This is a genomic window from Neobacillus canaveralius (genome assembly GCF_047237705.1).
Classification (GTDB): Bacteria; Bacillota; Bacilli; order Bacillales; family Cytobacillaceae; genus Neobacillus; species Neobacillus niacini_K.
On sequence record NZ_JBDFLL010000001.1, the window covers coordinates 2,901,471 to 2,923,128 of the forward strand.

The following is a 21,658-nucleotide window of genomic DNA, read 5'->3' on the forward strand; positions in this document are numbered from 1 at the left end:
CACTCTGTAATACGAGCTCTTGTACTTGATTACAAGCTTTTTTTGAGAGCGGAAATAGCCATTTTTAATTCATTTGCTGATTGATAGCGGTCGTTTTTTTTATAGCTTGTAGCCTTTCTTAGTACACTTTGTAGTGAAGCATCATTCACTTGATTACAAGCCTTTTCGAGAAAGAAGGGGGCTTTGCCATTTAATAAATATAAAAGGATACAAGCAATACTATAAAGATCGGTACTATCGGTCAGTGGCAATAAACCTTTCCTTTTCTGCTCGGGCGGGTAAAAACCTAGTGTACCTATCATAGGCTTGCCATTAAATTGTCCATTCTTGTCTTTGTGAACTGTACATCCAAAGTCGATAATTTGAATAGATTGTTGATCTTTAGAGAGGAGTATATTGTGCGGTGAAATATCACAGTGCAGCAGCCCAGCATTATGAAAAGGTTCTATCCCTTCTAGAATGTTTAGTGTTATTTCTAGTGCTTTGTTAGGGGGATAAATTTTGCCATATTTATAGTAACCAAGTCGTTCGCCGTTTATATAGCCCATTACAATATAGACGTAGAGCTGATCTTCAAAAAAGTCTATATATTCACAGAGAAAGGGATGTTTGGGGATTTTTTTCATGATATCAGATTCTTTATGCGCATCTTCACTATTACTCATGCGCTTAATGGCAACTTCACGATTAGAAGCTGTATCGATTCCTTTAAACACCTGGCTGGTTCGACCCTCGCCTATATGCTCAGGTAAATATTTATATCTTCCGTTTTTTAATTCCTGCATTAAAATTAATCCTCGCTCCTTCAAAAAATCACTCTTACCATTTTATGTTATGAACGAATAATGGTTTACTCATATGTAATAATTAAAACAATAAATATGTTGAAAATTTTTTGAAGAAGCCTTCTGTTTTGGTATAAAATGAAATTATTATTGTTATTGCTTTTTGGGGGAATGGTTTAATGGCTGCAGTGAAGTTGGTTAAAATTGATGGTGAGACTATACATATTTTTAATAGCGAGATTTATATTTTTGAATCTACTTCGGGATATACACTTGAATTGGATTTGGTCGTTAGTGAAGTGACGGAGAGAAAATATAAGAAAGAGCAAAATTTAATTATAGAGATAGAATTAGAAAGTGGCAGGCTGATTGATTCCATTATGCACTTAAAAAGCTTGTCAGGAGGATTGCCGCAGCTTAATTTATTCTGTGACCTCGAATCCATTGATGACTACGAAGAGCTTGAAAGGGTAAATGAAAATAGTTCATCGTTTCCCAATGTAGAAGAGGGAATTACATTAGAAGAGATAAGAAAAGTCGAAATGCCGAATGAGAACATTAGCCTAAAATTAAATTTGCCCATCGATCAGGTCGAATGGTTAAAAAAGCAAAAAAAAGCTGATTTAAACGAAATGATAAAAGAGTATATTTCTGAATATTGGAAAAGGCAGGAATGAAAAAAGTAAACTCATTAGTTTATCTAGGAAAAAGGGGAACGTATTCATGCAAATTACATTTGAAAATATTCATAAGCATACTCATTTACTGACAGAAAATGATCTATACCAACACTATCACTTTCCGGAAATGTTATCGCGCTACGATAGTAATTATATCGAGTTTAAAACCTTTCCTACACTAGATGAAATAATAGAGGCAGAACGTTTTTTACGAGATTTCCATCGAAAAAATGGTCAGAAGCATGTAAAATTTAAATTTCCTGTCAATAAAACTATCCCAGTTGAGTTAGTAAATTACTTAAATAAGGAACATTATGATATTGGTTTTCTAGAATTATATGCAATTGAGCCGAATCAATTTCCAAAGGTAAAGGATCACCCTGACATTGAGGTTCAAATTGTTACAGAAAAGAATTTGAAGACTTTTCTTGCTTTACAGTATCAGCAAGATATCATGTTTGGCAGTAATTTCGCCAATCAAAAGGTTGAGTTAAATAAGAAGATTTTTGAGGACCCGAATTTCATGCAGCTGCTTGCTATTTATAAAGGAATGCCAGCGGGGGCAGTGGACGTCATTATTTCAGAGGATACAGCTGAAATTGATAATTTAGGTGTGGATGAGGCCTTTCAAAAGAAAGGAATCGGCAGCAGAATCCAAAAATATGTGATGGATACCTTTCATGATAAGACAGTTATTTTAGTTGCAGATGGTCAGGACACTCCAAAAGAAATGTACAAGAGACAAAACTATCAATACCTAGGCTATCAATATTACACCCAAAAAGTGGAAGTGTAAAATAGATTAAAAATGCTAACCTATGGTGCCTGTCACCGTCCATGGACACTGTCCGCCTGAGGTGGACAGTTGGAATATATATGAATATTATATAATATGAAAAACGCCAAACCTTTATATTTAAAAGGGTTTGGCGTTTCTTTGATTAGCGGGATAGTATGGTTTGATGGTTGTTTTGGTTTGGAGGTACCATTGGATAGACGTTTTCTTCCTCTAATACATTAAACTCTAAAAGAACAGGTCCAGTACGCTGAAATGCCTCAGGAATCATCTGTCGTGCTTCTTCCTCGGTTTGGGCTTTAAAACCTTTTATACCATAGGCTTGAGCGAGTTGTGCGAATTCTGGTGAAATCATTTTTACCGCTGAATACCTACCCTGATAAAACAATTCTTGCCATTGACGTACCATGCCTAGATAGCCATTATTTAAAATGGCAATTTTGATTGAAAGTTGGTACTTCACTATCGTGATCAATTCCTGTATATTCATTTGAAAGCTGCCATCACCAGAGACACAAATAACGGATTTTCCAGGATGAGCGGCAGCTGCTCCAATCGCAGCAGGTAACCCGTAGCCCATCGTTCCTAGACCGCCGGATGTAATGAGGGTCCTAGGTTTCGTAAATGCATAATGATGAGCGGTCCATATTTGATGCTGACCCACATCCGTAACCACTATGGTATCCTGATTGGAATAGTCACTCATAAGCCGGATTACACTCTGAGGTTTAAGTAGACTGTTGGACTTATCAAATCGGGGGACTGTGCGTTTCCATTCCACCACTTCGTTAGTCCAAATTTCAGCATTTCTATTAATTTGTTGATAATCTAAATTATTTTTTATTTTTTGAATAAATTGTTTGGCGTCACTGACAACGGGTAAATCTACAGAAATGATTTTATTGATTTCAGCCGGATCGATATCGACATGAATCTTCTTTGACTTTGGTGAAAAACCGCTAATTCTTCCCGTCACACGGTCACTGAAACGAACTCCGATACAAATTAATAGGTCAGCATGGTGTACGGCTTTATTGGCGGCAAACGTTCCGTGCATCCCTAACATCCCTAAGTAAAACGGGTTTCCCGTTTCCACAGAGCCAATTCCCAAAAGGGAGCTCACGACAGGAATTCGAGACCGCTGTACAAACTCTCTTAAATCATCAGCTGCCCCCGAAGCAATGACACCGCCACCTACAAAAAGTACAGGTTTTCTTGCATTTTCAATTAAATCTCTTGCGGCATTAATTGATTTTTCTAGAATGGTCTTGTTCACTTTTGTTGGACTCTGACGCTGAATTGGAACATCCTTTATCGTAGTATCTGTGGTGAGTTCAATTAATACAGGACCTGGTCTGCCAGAAGCCGCTATTGTTATTGCCTTTTTAATAACATCTTTAAGACCATTAATTGCCTTAATTTTAAAGGCATGCTTAGTGATCGCCATTGTGAGTCCTGAAATAACTATTTCTTGAAGCGCTTCTTTTTTCAACGGATCATGCTGTTCAAGGTGACCCGCTATAATGACTAACGGTACGGAATCACTAAAGGCGGTTGCAATTCCTGTTACACCGTTGGTAATTCCAGAAGCAGATGTAAGCAGGACCACTCCAGGTCTGCCTGTTGCACGTGCGTATCCATCGGCCGCATGAACAGCTGCCTGCTCATGCACCATCTGATAATAACGGACATTGGAGTCTTTCGATACCATAAATTCTTGTGCATCACTGCCAAAGAAACAGTCGACCCCAAGTGAGCTAAATGAGTTTAATAATACTTCTACATCTAAGTCTTCTTTTACTAATGACATTCCTTCACCTGATTTCTGTTTTTAAAGAATATTCTAAATTATCGAGATTAACTTGTATGTGAAATAAATCATGGTTTCAAAGTTTTTTGAGTAATCCAAGATTAAAATTGACTGGCAAAATTTATTATTTAGTTAAAAAGTTTTCTATTGTTCTAAAATTGGAAAAAAATCAATGTACATATAAAACTATAAATATGGTATCTTTATTAAGGTGAACTTTACTAGGGGGTAGTGCCTGCATGTTTGATACCACATTATGGTATTTTTTAATCCTGATTTTTGCTTTTGTAACTTTTTATAAAATAAATAAATTAAAAACTAAAAATAGCTTAACTACCAGTAATATAGACTCTCAACTAGACCGAGTCATAGCTTTCTTAGAAGAAACTGGCGGCAATCATTTATCCCATCTTATTTTGTTACAGGATAAGGATGTATATTGGGCAGTGGAAGAACAAGTACTAATTGTTTATAAGAGGATAGGTAATAAAATAGTCGTATTAGGAGACCCGATAGGTCCAGAGGCATTGGTTCCTAAGTCTATTAAAGAATTTCAAGAATACGGAGTAAGTAAAGGTCTTAAGCCAATATTCTACCAAATCAGCCCGCGATTCATGCATTTGTATCATGATACAGGCTATCGATTCTTAAAGTTAGGGGAAGAAGGAGTTGTAAATCTTCATAACTTTTCGATTGAGGGCAAGCAGGGAGCTAAATTACGAACGAGGGTTAATAAATTTACCCGTAATTCTTATACGTTTAGCGTAATCATGCCGCCGTATTCAAAAGCAATCCTTTCTGAGTTAAAGGAAATATCAGATTCGTGGCTTGGTAACCAGAAGGAAAAGGGATTCTCCGTCGTTTCCTTTAGTGAGGAATATGTTTCTTGTTTTCCGGTTGCTCTATTGTACGATCCGGAAGGGAAAGTTCTGGCTTTTGCGACACTTGCAACTGATCACAAAAAATCAATCACCATCGACTTAATGAGAAAATTCCCAAATAGTCCACATGGAACAATGGATGTTTTATTTATTCAGATCTTTAAGTGGGCGAAAGAAAACGGGTACCTGAATTGTAGTTTGGGTATGGCTCCACTTTCAAATGTAGGGGATTGCAAATTCTCCTTTCAAAGTGAAAAGTTCATTAGATTAGCCTACCTGCATGGAAATTCAATGTATAACTTCAAAGGACTTAAAGAATTCAAAAGCAAATTCGCCAGCGGATGGGAACCTAAGTACCTTGCCTACAGAGAAACCTTTCTGCCTGTCGTCATCATTCAACTGCTGCTGCTTATCAACAGCACACCACATCCAAAAAGCGTAGTAGACAAAATCAAATACCTAATGAAAAAAACAGGATAAAAGGCGCCATTCGGTGCCTTTTTTGGTGCCTGTCACCACTCGTGGACAAAACACTCCATTTTGTCCGCCTAGGGTGGACAGTTGGTTAAGCGGGGAGTGAAAAAAATGATAATTACTTTTTCTGTGCTAACCATGCTGCAACGATTTTTGCTTCTTCTGGAGAAATGACCCCTGCGGGCATCGCTCCTTTTCCATTTTTAATAATATTTTCGATATCACTTTGGGCATACTTTGAACCAATTTTATTTAAAGCAGGACCTGCTCCACCTTTTAGATTTTCTCCATGACATGTTATACAAGAGGTACTTGCAATTTCTTCTGCTTTTGCTGAAGTGTCTGTTTCGCCCCCTGCAGTTTTCTCAACAGCTTTGTCTGCATGTGGAGTTCCTTCGTAATTAAAGAGCAAAAATACAAGAAATCCTGCTAAAATGATATTGATTCCAGTAGTAGCCCATATTTTTTTCATATGAAATCCTCCACGAGTTTTTTAATGAAATATTCTTAGGAGATAGGACCAATTGAATACAATTGACCAAACAATGCTGCTAATTATTAAGCCTGTAATAAACACACTCCAACTGTGTTTTTTCCTCTCCCAACAAGCAACCATGATTGCTAACCCTATAGGAATCCCAATAAAGGGCAGCCAGGGAAAAGTCTCAAATGTTTTGTATAAATAGATGGCTATACATGCTGTTAACAAAATTGATAAGAAGAGCTCACTTAATAATGATAATTCTGATTTGATATGACTGGTCATTTTTTTCCTCCTGCCATAGCCATATTTATATTTATCGGTTTATTTTAAATGATCATTGTCTTATTCCAATTCATCCTTTGTACGATGAGGGTTTTCATTATGAGGGAATCGGCTGTTTTCTCGGTTTTTATAATCATTATTGCTCTCATTTTCGTTAGTTTTCCGTTCATATCGTACAGGACGGAAATTTACATTGTCATCCTCATTTAACGCATCTCTTTTCTCAGCATTACATGCTGTTAACAATCCTATTGAAAGAAAAATAGTCAAAATGGTGATCATCCATTTGTTTTTCATCCTATTACTCCTCGTATCATTTTATTGGTAATATTTTTACTATGCGCGTTCGTAAATTTTTTAGTCCAAATTGCTAATGTGTAAATTTTTACAAAGGAATAGACCACATGCGAGACCGACAGCTTTATAAAAATAAAGATGAATGAATCAGAAACGAAAAACCCACTATTTTTATCGATAGCGGGTTGAAAAAGGATTAAAATATATGAAGGATTTTTAAAATTACATATGGAATAAAAGTTAAAAATGCTAAAAACGAAAAGTTGTACAAGCTAAACTTTAGTAAATATTTTTTACCATGGTTGGGATAGGATTGAATATATAACTTATAAGAAATGACACTTGCCATTGAGGCAATAATTGTCCCAAGTCCCCCTATATTTACACCCAATAACAGGGGCCTCCAATTTGAAGTGAACTCAGCAAGAAGGATGGAAGCAGGCACATTACTAATCAATTGGCTTATTAGAATTGAGTTGAAAAAAATCGAATCAGCATCTTTCAGATTAGCTGTGGCAATGGTATGCACAGCGTTTGTATTCGAGATATTTCCAACAAAAATAAAAAAACAAATAAAGGTTAAAAGCAGGAAATAATCAATTTTAAACATTAGTTTACGATTCAAAATTGCCACTGTCATTAAGGTGATGATAAATGCAATTTGGTAATGAATGACATCAAAAATGGAAGCAATGATGACAACTAGAACTATACACCAAACCGTTGTACTCTTTGAATCGTTAATCTGTACCGGAGGAATCTCTACCTTCAATTCTTTTTTATCCAGTCTTTGAATGAAGAAATATAAAGAAATGATACCAAGAATAGCAATCAGTAGCACTGTCCCGAAAAAAGGCTTAGCGGTTATTTCATAAAACGAATAAATAAATAAATTTTGTGGATTTCCCATGGGTGTTAGACTGCTTCCGATATTTGCCGCTATTGTTTGTAGGATAATTGTTTCCATCATGGGCATTTTCGTTTTTCTGCTAATCACAAGGGTTAAAGGGACGAACGTTAATAATGCCACATCATTGGTAACAAGCATGGAACTGAAAAAACATAACAGTATCAGAATCGCAGAAACTGATTTAGTATTATTGGATTTATTTAAGATTGAAATCGCAATTTTATCTAAAACTCTTAGTTCCTCGAAAGCCTTAATCGCAAGCATTAAGTTAAATAAACTAATTAATACGGGGAAATTTAGGTGCTCTATTTTAGGAGTTTGAAATAAACAACTCCCCGCCGCTAAAACCAGTGAAATGGTAAAAACCATGTCCTTTTTTAGAAAGCCTAAATCCAGCTTAATTCTTTTTTTAGTTTGAATTAATACAGTCTCTTTCACAACACACCACCGATAATCCATATTACTAGACTTATTTTACAACGTTTAGATTCTATCATGGTAATCACGATTTGAGAATAAAAACATCAAATCAGGAAATGTTAGTATGGGGAATTTTGTAATATCAGTAAAAATGGTATATTATGCTACTGTAGTCAAATAAAACAAATCGTACTGGAGGAAATACAATGTATACAGCCATTTCTCATTTTATCAATGAATGGAATCAAGAAGCAGCTTCTACACAAAAGGTCTTGGATTCCTTAACAGATGAGTCGCTTCAACAAAGAGTTTCACCGGAGGATCGTACGTTAGGAGAAATCGCCTGGCACATTGTTGCGAGTACACCTGGAATGCTAATGGAGTTTGGTGTTACAGTGAAAAATTCGTTAAACGAAACTGACCTTCCAACTTCAGCTAGGGAAATTGCAGAGACGTTCCGGAGTGTTAGTGCAGAAACCGGTGCCGCTATAAGTGAACAGTGGACAGACCAATCCCTAAGCGAAACGAAAAATGTATTCGGAATGGACCTGCCAAGAGCTGTTATGCTTAGTATGCTTAACAAGCATATCATTCATCACCGTGGACAAATGACCGTTCTTATGCGCCAAGCTGGATTGAAGGTCCCAGGTGTTTATGGACCATCACGAGAAGAATGGAGCCAAATGGGGATGGAAGCAAACTCTCTATAGGGAGAAGAACTTTGTATGGTTAAAGCCGTTTTCGCGATTGTGAAGCGGCTTTTTTAATTGGGTGAATAGTAACTCCTTTACCAAAAAACAATCCATTAGGGTGCAAATTGAATTACCTGCTTTTTTACAAATCTCTCAGACTTTTGATGTATTTTGTAGAATAAAATCGAAATTTATTTGTTTTGGATGTATAATAGATTTCTGTGTTGTTCTATTAAAAAGAAGGAGGTAGTATTTCGATGGAATGGACATTATTCGGATTGTTTCTTCTTTCCGCATTATTGCTTGTATTTTCAATAGTTAAGACATACCGTGACTCTAAAGCCGAAAAAAAGCAAATTGATTTAGTACATGTATCCATGATGAAAGAAATCAATAGCATACAAGACTCAATCCGAGATATCGAGCTTGATATAGAAGTAGTAACAAAAGAAGCTGGACTTCAACTTTCTGCAGAACAGAAGCTTTTTATGCGCGAAGTAATTGACTTATATAGACGTAATTACTCGATTGAGAGCATCGCTGAGATGAAAGAAGTACCAGCAATAGAAATTGAACAGTTGCTAACACCTTATCTGAAAATAAAGGATGAAGGGGGACTTGTGGCAAATGCGAATTAATTTATTGAGCAGCTTTGCAGCAGGAATCCTAATTGCCACAACGATTTGTGGTGTTGTATACTTCACTGATGATACAACCACTGAAGAAGCGTCAGCTAAATCTTCCGGAGATGTTAAACTAACTGCTGCACAGATGAAGGATGAGCTTGAATCTGCGGGTTATGTGGTCCAAACGAAAGATGAATTAGAAAAGACTTTGGAAGCAGCAAAGGGTATTGAAACAAAGCCTGCTGATTCAAAAGTGCAGGATAAACCCGTAACTCAAGTCGTAGTGAATGTAGCAGATGGGATGACGAGTATCGATGTTGCGAATGTGCTCGTTCAAGCAAGTTTAATCCCTGATGCGTTTGTGTTCACACAGGATATTGAAGCTAGAGGATTACAAAACGCTCTGCGTCCTGGTTCCTTTACTGTAAATAGTGGAATGTCCTACGATGAAATCATTGGAACTATTTTTACAAATTAAACCGAATAAATCAGAAGCCGTTCTCTTATCGAGGCGGCTTTTCTTATTGGATGAATCTACTAGTATATTCCAAGAGTGCTTCGATATGATAAAATAAGAATATTATATATTTAGAGGAGCTTGCTTACATGGAAAACCAATCATACTTCTATCAATTTATTGAGCCGCTTTCTAAAGAACTAGCGTTAGTTGCACGTGAATTGGAAAATAGTATTTTTACCAGCCCTAGAACCATGCTGACACACGCACGTGTGTTTGTGGAGAATATTTTGCAGCAGGTGATTCGGGCTGAGGAATTGCCAGAAGATCCTCGAACTAATTTGAAAGATCAGCTAGATATGCTTAACGACAAAGGATATTTAATTCCTGAGATACGAGATGCTCTCCATTTTGTTAGGCAAATTGGAAATCAAGCGGCACATAATTCAAGAATGTTCCGCTATTCAGAGGCGCTTTTATCTTGGGAGGAGTTATACAAAATTGTTAAATGGTATGTAGAAGTATATGGACCAGTAGATATTACGGTTCCGGATTATCAGGATCCATCTCCGATAATGGAAAAAAGATATGATATGTCTGAGCTGGAGATTAGACTCAAGTCATTTGAAGAACTCCTTTCGCATTCCGTGGAAAAGCTCTCTCCTGAGACTGCACTGGCAGAAGCGGCAGTTAGCGTTGAAACGATGGAAGCAGAGGTACCTGTAGTGGAAGAGAGTATTCCTGGTGTGACGACAATTCGTACCATTTCACTCAATGGAAGAAAGCTGGAAGTTCCTTATTTTCTCCGTGACGCATTCTTGCTGCCACAACGATTTGATAAATCTGAAACCTTTCTGATTCGATTAGGCGCAGAGCAGCAAGCAAGGATCATGAGTGAGCTGCCAAAGAATCTGGAAGGACTTCACAAGCATGTAAAACGGTACAGTGAAAAAAATGATGAGATCCTATTTGAGGAATTAAAGACTTTTATTGAAGAAGAAAAAGTTAGAAGAAAGCTTTCGCATGAACGACCTGGTGAACTGTTTTTCTTTTATAAGGCCGACCATATCATTGTCACCGAGGAACTTGCCAAAGTCCCGCTTACCTCGGATGAATTCTCTGGAATTCCAAGCTTATTAAGACAACTTAATGAAGACCAAATTGAAAGTGTCGGACAGCTGCCGAAGGAGCTTGTGATTCTCGCAAAATATGAAAATGTCGGAATTGGAACAGTAGAAAAGTTGTTTGAACAGTTGAAGAAGAAAACAAATGAAAAAGCCTCCGCCGTTGTACCAGAGGTTGAGGAGGAGTCCATTCAGACAAGTAATAAAAAATGGGATTCCTTGTATATCAATGTAAAGCTTGGAAAAGGCAACACGGTTATTCGTGGTGAAAGTGTGCCGGCACTTTGGAAAGAAGGTTTAAATTGGATTGAGGATCATCATCTTCCTCTTCATGAAAAGATAAAAGAGGGAGTGGTTCTTGGTTCCACCGATACAGGAAAACGCTATGCGATGGCACTTGAACCCGTTCATAAAGATAAACGGAATTTTACCCAATTGCACACGTATAAGTCGAAACTAACAGGTACTACCTATTACCTTGAAACGAAAATCAATCCGAAATCTGGACTTGAAACCCTTGCTAAGTTACTTACTCGTTTAGGGGTGGAAGTTAAGATTCCATTATTAGCGAGTAATGATTAAAAACGTATCTAACACCGACATTCGTCAAAAGAGGTCGGTGTTATTTTCATTTTTGTAAAAATAATTATATCCATGAAAACCCATAAGATTTATAATAAAATGGAATAAATTTAGTGTGCCGAAATAAATTTTAGGAAGATAGTCTAATTAGAAGGTGTTGGAGAGAATGAAAAAAACCAAAGAAAATCTGAATATGAAATCCTTGTTCATTTTCTTTATTCCTTTAGCATTATCTGCGAGTCTTGTTACGATCTCTCATATTATTATTAACAGTACGTTAGTTAGAGCGGATAATTCTGAATTTATTTTGGCAGGTTATGCGATTGCGATGAGTTTGTTTGTTATTACCGAACGACTGGGCAATTTGCTCAGACAGACGTGTTCTTCCTTGGTACGGGATAAAGAATCGTATAAGTTAATGTCCCATTTTTCCTTTTATCTTATCGGAAGTTTAATGTTGGTTGCATTTGCTGTGGCTTATACACCGGCAGGAGATTTTATTTTTTCAAAAATCTTTGGAGCGAAAGCTAATATGGTGGATGATATTAAGGCTATCTACCAAGTACTGATCGTCGTCACGATATTTTCTGCACTTCGTTGTTTAGCCCAGGGTGTGATTATTTATAATCGACAAACAAAATGGTTAACAATTGGTATGGTCATAAGGCTTGCCGCCATGTATTTGTTGTCCTTATACTTCATTCACACTGGTCATATTACAGGAGTATCCGGTGCGATGATTTTCTTAATCGGAATGATCATCGAGTGTATTATTAGCTTCATAGAAGCGAGGTCTTTAGTTCGCAAAATGCCTGAGAAGCATGAACTTAAAATAGAATCAAAGAAAAGTATCTTTAAATTTTATAGTCCGCTGATGTTCTCTTCTGTGATTGTGGTTATGATTGGTCCTGCCATCAATATTGCTTTAGGTAAAACGGTAAATATTGAGCTCGCGATTGCAAGCTACGCTATTGCCCTAAGTGTAACTCAATTGATTTTAAGTCTATTCTCTTATATCCATCAAATTGTTATCAATTTTTATGGAGAACATCATGCTCTTGTGAAAAAATTCTTACTTATGATTGGTTTTGTCCCGTGTATCTTGGTAGCTATTTTATCGTATACTCCGCTGGGGGAATTGTTTTTCGAACATGTAATTGGGGTCAGCGGGAGGTTGTTGGACGCTAGCATACAAGTGTTCAGAGTTACGATGTTAATGGCACTTGTATTTCCATTTGTAGATTACTTTAACGGTTTATTAATGGTGTACAAACGCACGAAGATAACGATTTTTTCTCAAGGAGCAAATTTTATCGTTACATTGATCGCTTTAATCATTGGCGTGAATCTTGCTGCGCAATGGAATGGTACCATCGGCGCGATAGGTCTGTCGCTAGGATCATTAGCTGAATTAATTGTCGTAGGCAGCTTCGTTCAAGCTATTGAACGTAAAGAAGGTAAAGTGGCTATGTTTCAGATAAAAGGGCTGTTGAAAGCGGGAAAAAACCGGTAATGTTTATGCCATTGAATTAGGAAACCGCCAGTTGGTGGTTTTTATTTTTTTGATGTGTGGGTTTGTCCAATTCATTGAGTTTTTTTTACATAGTATAGTAGGTAAATAATTTATGGCGGTGACGACATTGCTTACTATATACCAACCGGAAAAAGTAAATATGAATGGGAAAGTTCGCCTGCAAGCCAGATTTGATGATGGGGGAATTGAGAATATCCTTTGGTATGAGACAAATGAGACATATGGAACGTATATGACTACGGAGCGAGTCGATGCTTTCTTGGTTGGTCTGCTTTGGCTTGGAATTAGAAAAGGACAAAATATTCTAGTAAAAGGTGCTGTCTCGGAAAAATTGTATTATGCATTAAATTACCATTTAATTCCGTTAATTGCTCAAATCTATCGATATAAAAAGATTCGAGTGCTATGCGATAATCTTCAGTCAACACCTTTACCTAATGAGGGCGCAGTTGGTACGGGTTTATCTTGTGGAATTGATTCTTTGTGTACTGCTTATGAGCATTTAGGTGGGGCTGTTCCAGAAAATTATCAAATTACTCATTTTACCTTTTTTAATACAGGATCTAACCAAATGATGGGAAGCCGTAGGTGGCAAGAGAAAATATATCAAGACAGAACAGCATGGGCAAATGCATGCGCTAAAGAGTTAGGGAAAGACCTAATTGTGGTAGATAGTAATATCCACGATATCCTAAAGATGAGTTTTGTAAGAACCCATACGTTAAGAAACGTATCGGCGCTGTTAGTATTTCAAAAGTTGTTTCATGTCTATTACTATTCTGCGGGCTATCAAACCTTAACTGCCAAATTTAATCAGGATTCAGCTTCCTATGATCCAATTAGTCTGCCTTTGTTATCAACAGAAAACGTGACCTTCTATTCGGCAGGAAGTAATTTCAGCCGGGTACAAAAGACAAAAATGGTTTCGGAATTTGAACTCTCCTACAAATATTTAAATGTTTGTCTCGTTAGAATCAAGAATTGCGGCAGATGTCTTAAATGTAAAAGAACCTTATTAACGCTGGACGTCCTCGGATCGATTGATAAATATAAGAATATTTTCAACCTCGAAGCTTTTTTCAAAATAAAAGATTCTTATATGAAAGAGGTCATAGAAGGTAGAAACAGCGATATCTTGTTTAAAGATATATACGATGAAATGGTGCGTAGAAACTATTTAAAGAAACAGAATGGATCATGACGCACTACATGAGGTCTGACTTATTTGATATTTTCGAATTATGGGCTTCATGAACATGTCATGAGGCCTGATTTTTTCGATTGGCGTTTATACTTTAATCTTTTACTGTTTCTAAAATTTCGTTGATATAAAACGATGGGATTGCAGCCCCAATAATTTCTTTTGTTTCAATTTCTGGGTTTTGTAAGGTAGCAAATATCACTCCAACGACATCACCATTTTGATTCAGTACTGGGCTGCCGCTATTTCCTTTATAAATAGGGGCTTCAATCATCATCACCGGTACATCCCAGTTCGTTAATTGAGCTTTTCCTATGATGGTACCTTGATTGGCAATTTGGGTAAAAGCTAACGGATTTCCGATAAAGATAATTTCCTCGCCAACCCATCTTTCCCAATTCTTGTCGATAGCAAGTGGGAGAAAAGGGAGGTTATCTGCGTCGATTTCTACAATCGCGACATCTATTTCCGGGTGCATCGCAATTACCTTGCCAGCATATGACTCACCATTTTTGAAATGGACATTTACTCTATTTGTATGTTCGACCACATGTTCATTGGTAACAATTAATCCTGCGGGAGAAACCGTAAAGCCTGTTCCCTTTACTCCATCCCATTCAATCGTTACAACCGATTTTTTGTATTCTTTTACTTCAGGCTGTTTGGATAATTGATTAGACACTTTAACAAAGTTAATCGCAGGGAGGTTGAAAATGTTAATCCACACCTCTAGTCCGCTAATCAAAAGCGCCAGTACGAGCAGGGAACTAACGATCTTAACCATAAACTTCTTCTGTTTTTTCTTTTGAAGTTTCTCTTTTTCCCATTCCTGTTTATCTTCAGGATTAAAAAATGCCTCCCAGTCGAATTCGTCATCTGAAAGTTTTGGTTCGGTATTTTCGTTATCCACGTTTTATCCCTCATTATAAAATTTTCTATATCTCTATTATATCGAAAAACGAATCATTATTAATCAACTAAAATTTCATGATAAAATTTAATAAGGCTGTTTAAAAGATTGTTGTTAAAATCTTGAAGCTGATTTTAACGTGGAATAAGTTGTTTTGCGTTTTAGAACTAAGTTTGCAGGCTCTTTTCTCCTTAATATAGGCTATTCTCAATGAAAATAATGCTCAATCAATCGAATTTACTATTAAAAAGCAACAAGATTGGAGAAAAGCGCCACTAATAAAAAGGTGAGAGGACTTATCTGATGGAAATAAAAAAAGTATCAATTATCGGATTAGGAGCATTAGGGATTTTATTTGGGAACCATTTTACCAAGCGAATGCCAAAGGAAGATGTAAGGATAATTGCAGACCGCGACCGTATCGAAAAATATAAAAGCGAACATGTCTATTGTAATGGTGAACCTTGTGACTTCTACTATGTAACGCCTGAAGAACCATGTGAACCGGCAGATATACTGATTTTTACAGTGAAATACGAAGGCTTACATGAGGCCATCCGAGCTGTGCACCATCATGTAGGAAAGGACACGATCATTTTATCCGCATTAAATGGAATTACCAGTGAGGGTATTATTGGCCAAGAATATGGAATGGATAAGATTCTTTACAGTGTTGCACAAGGGATGGACGCGGTAAAAGTAGGGAATAAGCTTACATATGACCATATGGGAATGCTTTGCTTTGGTGATCACGATCCTGGGATCATTTCTGATAAGGTTAAAAGCGTAGCGGCTTTTTTTGATAAAATTGGTTTCCCTTACGAGGTAGACACCAATATGAATAAGCGGCTATGGGGAAAATTCATGCTCAATGTTGGAGTTAATCAAACTGTTGCGGTCTATAAAAGCGATTACGGTGAAATACAACGGGAAGGCGAAGCAAGGGAAACGATGATTGCTGCGATGAGAGAGGTAATGACCTTATCCGAATACGAAGGGGTCAATTTAACTGAGGCAGACCTGAGATATTGGTTAAGCGTGTTAGCTACATTAAGCCCGGAAGGGAAACCTTCCATGGCACAGGATCTGGAAGCGCAGCGATTTAGCGAGGTGGCCTTGTTTGCGGGAGCAGTATTGCAGATGGGTGAAAAATATCAAGTATCAACCCCAGTAAACAGAAAACTATATGATACCATCAAAATGATTGAAAATGGTTATTAAAAAAAGAAGGCTAGAAAAGTGCCAGGCACCTTCCTCATGATTGGATGGTGCCTGGCACTGTGTTTATCGGTAAAAATTATTAATTTGCAGCACGTTTTTTTTCTTCTTTTTTATTTGTTTGATAACCGTCAGCCCAGAATTCTGCATTCTTAATACCTAACTTTGTAGAATTAAATTCAGGGTCAAGGCCTTGCTTCAGCTGCGCTTCATAATCCTTCAGAGCAATATTCGCTGGTTTGAATAATAAAAGAATAGCAATTAAGTTCAGCCATACCATGATTCCGAGTCCGATATCACCCATTGCCCAAGCTGTCCCTGCCGTCTTTACTGATCCATAGAAAGTGGAACCTAAGAGAACAATTTTTAATATGGTCATAGCTAATTTTCTTTGATTGCCTTTAATTAGATAAGCAAGATTGGTTTCTGCGATATAGTAATAAGCAAAAATCGTCGTGAAGGCAAAGCAGAATAGAGCAATCGCAATAAATCCAGATCCGAATCCTGGAAGAATCGTATCCACAGCCGCTTGAGTATAAGCGGGACCAGTTTCTACCCCTTTTAGATTTTCAACTAAGACTTCCCCCGTTTTTTCATTTACGGTATTGTACGAATTTGTAAATAAAATCATAAAAGCAGTTGCTGTAACGATTAAGAACACATCTAGATAAATGGAGAATGCTTGGACTAGTCCTTGTTTTGCTGGGTGTGATACCTCTGCGGCTGCAGCAGGGTGAGCACCTGTTCCTTGTCCTGCTTCATTCGCATATAGACCACGTTTTACACCCCACATAATGGTTGATCCGAGAATACCACCGAACATTTCCTCAGCGCCAAACGCACTTTTAAAAATCAGTGTAAATACTTCAGGAATTCTATCGAAATTTACAGCAATAATAGCTATCGCGATCAGTAAATATCCAGCCGCCATAAAAGGGACGAGAAATTCTGCAACTCTTGCGATACGCTTAACGCCACCAAAAATAATAAGACCCATTAGTAAAACAACTACTAAACCAGTAATAGTACTGTCGATTCCAAACGCATTGCGAACGCCCTCTGCAATAGAATTCGCCTGAATACCTGGCATAAGTACAGCCATTGCGAGAAGTGTTGCCACGGCAAAAATAACGGCGAACCATTTCCACCCAAGCCCCTTTTCAATATAGAAGGCAGGACCGCCTCGATACTCTCCATCTTGCTTTTCTTTATATATTTGAGCTAGAGTAGACTCAACAAATGCAGATGCTGCACCGATAAAGGTGATTACCCACATCCAAAATACAGCTCCTGGACCCCCGAAGGCAATTCCAGTTGCCGTTCCTGCAATATTCCCGACTCCAATACGTCCTGATAAAGACATTGCCAATGCTTGAAAGGAAGAGACACCCTCATTAGAGCTCTTACCAGAAAATAAAAGACGCACCATTTCCTTTACATGACGAATCTGTAGAAATCTTGTCCGTACACTAAAGTACAGTCCAACTGCACAAATAAAGATGATGAGTGGTGGGCTCCATAAATAACCGTTAATGTTAGTAACAAGTTGTTCAAACATAGAATTCCTCCTTTGTTATGTATTAATGGTTTTATATTTTTCAGATGTTGTATAACAAGATGATATTAAAAGTATAAAATAATATAGGATGATATTTCAATAAAATATTCAATAAATTCTTTATATTGTGACTTTGGTAATGTAATAAATATATAAAAAGTAGGTAATACCAAAAAGGACAAGCTTCAACTTTATGCAGCTTGTCCTTTACCTATGGAACCTATATTTATGGTTTCTTTGAAAATGTATGAATCAATATAGCTTTGATGATACTCGGTGTCATCAAGGATGAAATCGGTCGAACCAGGTTCATCACTTTGACAAAAGCGTCGTAGACTTCATTATTTTGCGATGATAAAAGGAAGATTTTTCTTGCGTACCATTGCTGTATAAAAAGACCGAATGGCCTTTTCCCAGTGGTTTGCGGATACCGGAAATCTTCTGTAATGACCATGTTCCAAATAGGAGAAATGATTTTTGCGGCCATTCTATGAAAGGCTTTTGGAAGTTTATGTAGTTCCCCTTTATGAGTCTGTAACAGCATTTGCAATGCTACGGCCTCTAGAATGGCTATACTCATTCCTTGTCCAAATACGGGATCAATTCTACAAAACGTATCTCCAATGAGTACAATCCCATTTGGAAAATTTCCAACCTTATCAAATCGTTTCCAAACGATAGAAGGGATACGATACAGGGATGTTTTAGTCAAAGGAGTTGCATTTTTTATTGTTTCATAGATATCTAGTCTTGGCAGTTGCTTTGTAAGTTCAAGGAAGCCGATGTCACTTTGTAAAACTTCTTTTTCATTAATGGCATTATGATATCCCATGATGGTGACAATAAAACGATTATCCTCAACCCTTGAGATTGTGCCGCCTATCTTCTCATGAGGTGGATTAGGGTATACCATCTTAATCTTCCAGTCTGTGTCATGATTTTCAACTAGCTGAAATTGTTTACTAATATAACTTAAGTTGATATCCACTTTCTCATCGGGAACTTGAATATTACGTTTGGTTAGCCAGCTTGATGTAAGACTGCTTACACCACTGGCATCTACCACTATATCTGCTGTTAATGAAGTATCCTTTAGTTGAACACCGAAAATACGATTTTCTGTTTCATTATATAAAAGATCCTGGACCACTTGATTGTAATGAAATACAACGTTAGGAATCTTTTTCAAATATTTTTCTATATGCCATTCTAAATGTGGGCGCGTTTGGAGTGTGGTACTGTAACCGCCATCGTATCGAATCTTCCATGCTCCATGGTGAAACCATGAAAGATCAATGGTTGAATTTATTTTTACAGCCCCGCTATCATAAAATTCCTCTGTTATACCAGGAAATAACTGCTCGAGACCATACTCACCAGCATGAAGGAGGGCATGTAAATGTTCACCTTGCGGGGCACCCTTTCGTGATGATGGCCCTTCTGATTCGCTGTCACGTTCGAGGATGATTACTTCTTTATAAACATCCGACAACACACGTGCCGCCAATTTACCAGAAATACCTCCACCAATAATAATTGCTTTTTCCATTGAGGACATGAGATGGAACACCTGCCAAGATAATGATTTTCATAGAAAAAGTAACCCATACCTATGGCGGGTTACTGATTTAGAACAATAAATTAAGCACCAAGCTGATCTAAAATGTATGACGAATTTTGTTCGTCCCAGCGAAAAATTCCTTCTTGGAGCTGGATGACCGAATCGAAAGGACGTGGTATCGGTAAATTTCCTAATTGCTCTAACAATTGCTCCCTTAATTGAAGGAGTTCCTTTTTGGAAGCAATACGGATAACTTGATTTAATGAAAGACTCTTAATGGTTATGTTCTTACTTGTACAAACGCTATCTTGGAAAGGCTTGTTAAACTGTATCATCATTTCTAAATCATTGAGGCATGCCACACCAAAAACATCTTTTATGGTATCTTCATATTTAAGCTGATAACCAGTTGCAAATTTAATCAGATTCTTTTCGGGATTTTCTAAAATATAAATCGTATCAATTTCATTTTTCATTTATTAGCACCCTTTTGAAGCGGCAAGCATGTTTTATCACTTACACTACCGCTTTAATTTGTTAAAACACAACTATTTTATTATAGCATAACTTTCTGTTTTCGTGTAAGAGACAACCTGTATATGACGTTTGTCATACTCTGCATATGACACCTGGTACTTACAATAATGATTTTATTTCCTTATACTTGATTTAACGACACAAACCGAAGGGAATTAAAATTATGTCAGTACAAGAAAATACGAAGAATTTACGAAAACAAGTGGCTCCTTTTGAAAAATCAACAACGAAACAAAGTATATGGCAGATTGTTAACACGGTCGGACCGTTTATCTTATTGTGGTTCCTTGCTTATCAAAGCTTATCTGTTTCTTATTGGTTAGCATTGGTTCCAATGATTGCTGCAGCAGGGTTTTTAGTACGAATTTTTATCATTTTTCATGACTGTACCCACCATTCGTTTTTTAAGAACAGAAAGGCAAATCGTGCAGTTGGTACAGCAATGGGAGTATTGACATTGTTCCCGTTTGACCAATGGGGTCACGAACACTCTGTTCATCATGCGACAAGTGGTAACTTAGATAAGCGTGGCACAGGGGATATTTGGACATTAACGGTTGATGAGTATTTAGCAGCGCCGCTGAAACTTCGTTTAGCCTATCGTTTTTATCGTAATCCTATCGTGATGTTTGGTTTAGGACCAATTTATGTATTCGCGCTTAAAAATCGTTTTAACAGAAAAGATGCTCGTAAAAAAGAGCGAATGAACACTTATTTAACGAATGTTATTCTTGTTGCCTTGATTACATTGTTTTGCATGACAATCGGCTGGCAGTCATTTTTACTCGTACAAGGTACTATATTCATGATTTCTGGTTCAGCAGGTATTTGGTTATTTTATGTGCAGCATACATTTGAGGATTCTTACTTTGAAGAAGATAAAGACTGGGAATATGTAAAAGCAGCAGTAGAGGGAAGTTCATTTTATAAACTTCCAAAACTCTTGCAATTTTTAACTGGTAATATTGGTTATCACCATGTACACCATTTAAGCCCAAGGGTTCCGAATTATTTGCTGGAAGAGGCACATAATGAGACGCAACCTTTACAAAACGTACCAACGATTTCACTTGCAACAAGCTTAAAGTCACTCAGGTTCCGTTTATGGGATGAAAATACAAAGAACTTTGTTGCTTTTAAAGATGTGAAGGCATTAGCGAAGAAACGAATTTCAGTTCAAGCAAAACCAGAATTGTAATGTGCCCCACCTTGGCTGACTCTCCTTTTTGAGGGGAGTCTCTGTATGTGTAGCAGTTGCCTGATAAGGAGAGATTGAAGATGATTCGAATTGTAATCGCAGAGGATCAGGAGCTGCTGTTAGAGGCCATGGGTAATCTGTTGAACTTGGAAGAGGATATCGAAGTAGTTGGTCAGGCGGGTAATGGGGAAGAGGCACTTACTCTTGTGCAAAACTTGCAGCCTGATGTTTGTATTATGGATATCGAAATGCCTGAAAAAACAGGTCTCGAGGCGGCAGAAGAATTACAGCATAACAACTGTAAAGTAATTATTTTAACAACCTTTGCACGACCAGGATATTATCAGCGTGCGATGAAGGCTGACGTATGGGGATATTTACTGAAAGACAATCCCAGTGAGGAATTAGCTTCTTCCATACGAAGAATAATGGAAGGAAAGCGAATTTATTCCGATGAACTTATGGACGAGGATTCGAATGAGGGATATGCAATTCAACAACCATCCTCTCAACACAACAAAACCGGAACTGTCAAAAGTTACCTAACATCGATTATGGATAAAATAAAATTACCAACAGGTTAAAGCATCCACTTTTCACTGGATGCTTTTTTGTCTGTTAAGGCAGATAAAGAGTTATGA

At 37.3% G+C, this 21,658-nt stretch carries 22 protein-coding genes; 12 read left to right on the top strand and 10 right to left on the bottom strand.

Annotation, left to right across the window (positions count from 1 at the left end; all coding sequences use genetic code 11):
- Positions 1–29: 29 nt before the first annotated feature.
- Positions 30–785: a serine/threonine-protein kinase gene (locus ABC255_RS14590; RefSeq protein WP_412994518.1), complete on the bottom strand. Its 756-nt coding sequence runs from the start codon at positions 783–785 to the stop codon at positions 30–32.
- A 179-nt stretch (positions 786–964) separates the two neighbouring features.
- Between ABC255_RS14590 and ABC255_RS14595 the strand changes: the two genes are divergently transcribed.
- The gene (locus ABC255_RS14595; protein ID WP_412994520.1) at positions 965–1,462 is read left to right on the top strand and encodes a hypothetical protein; all 498 of its coding nucleotides are present in this window, start codon (positions 965–967) and stop codon (positions 1,460–1,462) included.
- Positions 1,463–1,508: 46 nt separating this feature from the next.
- Positions 1,509–2,261, top strand: a complete 753-nt coding sequence (locus ABC255_RS14600) for a GNAT family N-acetyltransferase (protein WP_412994521.1) — start codon at positions 1,509–1,511, stop codon at positions 2,259–2,261.
- Between the two features lie 145 nt (positions 2,262–2,406).
- Here ABC255_RS14600 and ilvB read toward each other — a convergent pair whose 3' ends face one another.
- The gene (gene ilvB, locus ABC255_RS14605; RefSeq protein WP_412994523.1) at positions 2,407–4,071 is read right to left on the bottom strand and encodes a biosynthetic-type acetolactate synthase large subunit; all 1,665 of its coding nucleotides are present in this window, start codon (positions 4,069–4,071) and stop codon (positions 2,407–2,409) included.
- Between the two features lie 239 nt (positions 4,072–4,310).
- On the opposite strand from ilvB, the gene ABC255_RS14610 reads away from it, so the two are divergent.
- A complete protein-coding gene (locus tag ABC255_RS14610) occupies positions 4,311–5,432 on the top strand; it encodes a phosphatidylglycerol lysyltransferase domain-containing protein (protein ID WP_412994525.1) in 1,122 nt (373 codons plus the stop codon).
- Between the two features lie 112 nt (positions 5,433–5,544).
- Here the strand turns inward: ABC255_RS14610 and ABC255_RS14615 are convergent, their stop codons facing one another.
- From ABC255_RS14615 to ABC255_RS14630, 4 genes are all read right to left on the bottom strand, one after another.
- Positions 5,545–5,898, bottom strand: coding sequence for a c-type cytochrome (locus ABC255_RS14615; RefSeq protein ID WP_412994526.1), 354 nt, complete (start codon positions 5,896–5,898; stop codon positions 5,545–5,547).
- A gap of 21 nt (positions 5,899–5,919) precedes the next feature.
- Positions 5,920–6,192 (bottom strand): hypothetical protein, encoded by a 273-nt coding sequence (locus ABC255_RS14620; protein ID WP_335533313.1) that lies wholly within the window; start codon positions 6,190–6,192, stop codon positions 5,920–5,922.
- Between the two features lie 60 nt (positions 6,193–6,252).
- Positions 6,253–6,489: a hypothetical protein gene (locus tag ABC255_RS14625; protein ID WP_412994528.1), complete on the bottom strand. Its 237-nt coding sequence runs from the start codon at positions 6,487–6,489 to the stop codon at positions 6,253–6,255.
- Positions 6,490–6,685: 196 nt separating this feature from the next.
- Positions 6,686–7,837, bottom strand: coding sequence for an SLC13 family permease (locus ABC255_RS14630; protein WP_412998563.1), 1,152 nt, complete (start codon positions 7,835–7,837; stop codon positions 6,686–6,688).
- 188 nt (positions 7,838–8,025) lie between these two features.
- On the opposite strand from ABC255_RS14630, the gene ABC255_RS14635 reads away from it, so the two are divergent.
- The 6 genes from ABC255_RS14635 to ABC255_RS14660 all read left to right on the top strand — a co-directional run bounded on the left by ABC255_RS14635 (position 8,026) and on the right by ABC255_RS14660 (position 14,035).
- Positions 8,026–8,529 (top strand): DinB family protein, encoded by a 504-nt coding sequence (locus tag ABC255_RS14635; RefSeq protein WP_412994530.1) that lies wholly within the window; start codon positions 8,026–8,028, stop codon positions 8,527–8,529.
- A 239-nt stretch (positions 8,530–8,768) separates the two neighbouring features.
- The gene (locus ABC255_RS14640) at positions 8,769–9,149 is read left to right on the top strand and encodes a hypothetical protein (protein WP_412994532.1); all 381 of its coding nucleotides are present in this window, start codon (positions 8,769–8,771) and stop codon (positions 9,147–9,149) included.
- Complete coding sequence (locus tag ABC255_RS14645) at positions 9,139–9,615, top strand: aminodeoxychorismate lyase (RefSeq protein ID WP_412994533.1); 477 nt, start codon at positions 9,139–9,141, stop codon at positions 9,613–9,615. Before ABC255_RS14640 ends, ABC255_RS14645 begins: the two co-directional genes overlap by 11 nt.
- Positions 9,616–9,743: 128 nt before the next feature.
- The gene (locus ABC255_RS14650) at positions 9,744–11,300 is read left to right on the top strand and encodes a DUF4145 domain-containing protein (protein WP_412994535.1); all 1,557 of its coding nucleotides are present in this window, start codon (positions 9,744–9,746) and stop codon (positions 11,298–11,300) included.
- A 166-nt stretch (positions 11,301–11,466) separates the two neighbouring features.
- Positions 11,467–12,813 (top strand): multi antimicrobial extrusion protein MatE, encoded by a 1,347-nt coding sequence (locus tag ABC255_RS14655; RefSeq protein ID WP_412994537.1) that lies wholly within the window; start codon positions 11,467–11,469, stop codon positions 12,811–12,813.
- A gap of 112 nt (positions 12,814–12,925) precedes the next feature.
- Positions 12,926–14,035 (top strand): hypothetical protein, encoded by a 1,110-nt coding sequence (locus ABC255_RS14660; protein ID WP_412994538.1) that lies wholly within the window; start codon positions 12,926–12,928, stop codon positions 14,033–14,035.
- 94 nt (positions 14,036–14,129) lie between these two features.
- Here ABC255_RS14660 and ABC255_RS14665 read toward each other — a convergent pair whose 3' ends face one another.
- Entirely contained in the window at positions 14,130–14,945 is an 816-nt protein-coding gene (locus ABC255_RS14665) for a S1C family serine protease (RefSeq protein ID WP_412994540.1), read from the bottom strand.
- Positions 14,946–15,248: 303 nt separating this feature from the next.
- Between ABC255_RS14665 and ABC255_RS14670 the strand changes: the two genes are divergently transcribed.
- On the top strand, positions 15,249–16,166 hold the full coding sequence (locus tag ABC255_RS14670; RefSeq protein WP_412994542.1) for a ketopantoate reductase family protein: 918 nt from the start codon (positions 15,249–15,251) through the stop codon (positions 16,164–16,166).
- Between the two features lie 79 nt (positions 16,167–16,245).
- Here the strand turns inward: ABC255_RS14670 and ABC255_RS14675 are convergent, their stop codons facing one another.
- The 3 genes from ABC255_RS14675 to ABC255_RS14685 form a co-directional block, all read right to left on the bottom strand.
- Entirely contained in the window at positions 16,246–17,721 is a 1,476-nt protein-coding gene (locus tag ABC255_RS14675) for an alanine/glycine:cation symporter family protein (protein ID WP_412994544.1), read from the bottom strand.
- 226 nt (positions 17,722–17,947) lie between these two features.
- Complete coding sequence (locus tag ABC255_RS14680; RefSeq protein ID WP_412994546.1) at positions 17,948–19,270, bottom strand: NAD(P)/FAD-dependent oxidoreductase; 1,323 nt, start codon at positions 19,268–19,270, stop codon at positions 17,948–17,950.
- Positions 19,271–19,362: 92 nt separating this feature from the next.
- Complete coding sequence (locus tag ABC255_RS14685; RefSeq protein ID WP_335534120.1) at positions 19,363–19,758, bottom strand: hypothetical protein; 396 nt, start codon at positions 19,756–19,758, stop codon at positions 19,363–19,365.
- Positions 19,759–19,982: 224 nt separating this feature from the next.
- Between ABC255_RS14685 and desA the strand changes: the two genes are divergently transcribed.
- Together desA and ABC255_RS14695 are read left to right on the top strand one after the other, a co-directional pair.
- Positions 19,983–21,017: a Delta(5) desaturase DesA gene (desA, locus tag ABC255_RS14690; protein ID WP_412994548.1), complete on the top strand. Its 1,035-nt coding sequence runs from the start codon at positions 19,983–19,985 to the stop codon at positions 21,015–21,017.
- 80 nt (positions 21,018–21,097) lie between these two features.
- Positions 21,098–21,601 (top strand): response regulator, encoded by a 504-nt coding sequence (locus tag ABC255_RS14695; RefSeq protein WP_412994550.1) that lies wholly within the window; start codon positions 21,098–21,100, stop codon positions 21,599–21,601.
- The last annotated feature ends 57 nt before the right edge of the window (positions 21,602–21,658 follow it).

Bases quoted from the DNA above. Each gene is read 5' to 3' on its own strand.
- ABC255_RS14590 (WP_412994518.1), bottom strand. From the start codon at position 785: ATGCAGGAATTAAAAAACGGAAGATATAAATATTTACCTGAGCATATA.
- ABC255_RS14595 (WP_412994520.1), top strand. From the start codon at position 965: ATGGCTGCAGTGAAGTTGGTTAAAATTGATGGTGAGACTATACATATT.
- ABC255_RS14600 (WP_412994521.1), top strand. From the start codon at position 1,509: ATGCAAATTACATTTGAAAATATTCATAAGCATACTCATTTACTGACA.
- ilvB (WP_412994523.1), bottom strand. From the start codon at position 4,071: ATGTCATTAGTAAAAGAAGACTTAGATGTAGAAGTATTATTAAACTCA.
- ABC255_RS14610 (WP_412994525.1), top strand. From the start codon at position 4,311: ATGTTTGATACCACATTATGGTATTTTTTAATCCTGATTTTTGCTTTT.
- ABC255_RS14615 (WP_412994526.1), bottom strand. From the start codon at position 5,898: ATGAAAAAAATATGGGCTACTACTGGAATCAATATCATTTTAGCAGGA.
- ABC255_RS14620 (WP_335533313.1), bottom strand. From the start codon at position 6,192: ATGACCAGTCATATCAAATCAGAATTATCATTATTAAGTGAGCTCTTC.
- ABC255_RS14625 (WP_412994528.1), bottom strand. From the start codon at position 6,489: ATGAAAAACAAATGGATGATCACCATTTTGACTATTTTTCTTTCAATA.
- ABC255_RS14635 (WP_412994530.1), top strand. From the start codon at position 8,026: ATGTATACAGCCATTTCTCATTTTATCAATGAATGGAATCAAGAAGCA.
- ABC255_RS14640 (WP_412994532.1), top strand. From the start codon at position 8,769: ATGGAATGGACATTATTCGGATTGTTTCTTCTTTCCGCATTATTGCTT.
- ABC255_RS14645 (WP_412994533.1), top strand. From the start codon at position 9,139: ATGCGAATTAATTTATTGAGCAGCTTTGCAGCAGGAATCCTAATTGCC.
- ABC255_RS14650 (WP_412994535.1), top strand. From the start codon at position 9,744: ATGGAAAACCAATCATACTTCTATCAATTTATTGAGCCGCTTTCTAAA.
- ABC255_RS14655 (WP_412994537.1), top strand. From the start codon at position 11,467: ATGAAAAAAACCAAAGAAAATCTGAATATGAAATCCTTGTTCATTTTC.
- ABC255_RS14660 (WP_412994538.1), top strand. From the start codon at position 12,926: ATGGCGGTGACGACATTGCTTACTATATACCAACCGGAAAAAGTAAAT.
- ABC255_RS14670 (WP_412994542.1), top strand. From the start codon at position 15,249: ATGGAAATAAAAAAAGTATCAATTATCGGATTAGGAGCATTAGGGATT.
- ABC255_RS14675 (WP_412994544.1), bottom strand. From the start codon at position 17,721: ATGTTTGAACAACTTGTTACTAACATTAACGGTTATTTATGGAGCCCA.
- ABC255_RS14680 (WP_412994546.1), bottom strand. From the start codon at position 19,270: ATGGAAAAAGCAATTATTATTGGTGGAGGTATTTCTGGTAAATTGGCG.
- ABC255_RS14685 (WP_335534120.1), bottom strand. From the start codon at position 19,758: ATGAAAAATGAAATTGATACGATTTATATTTTAGAAAATCCCGAAAAG.
- desA (WP_412994548.1), top strand. From the start codon at position 19,983: ATGTCAGTACAAGAAAATACGAAGAATTTACGAAAACAAGTGGCTCCT.
- ABC255_RS14695 (WP_412994550.1), top strand. From the start codon at position 21,098: ATGATTCGAATTGTAATCGCAGAGGATCAGGAGCTGCTGTTAGAGGCC.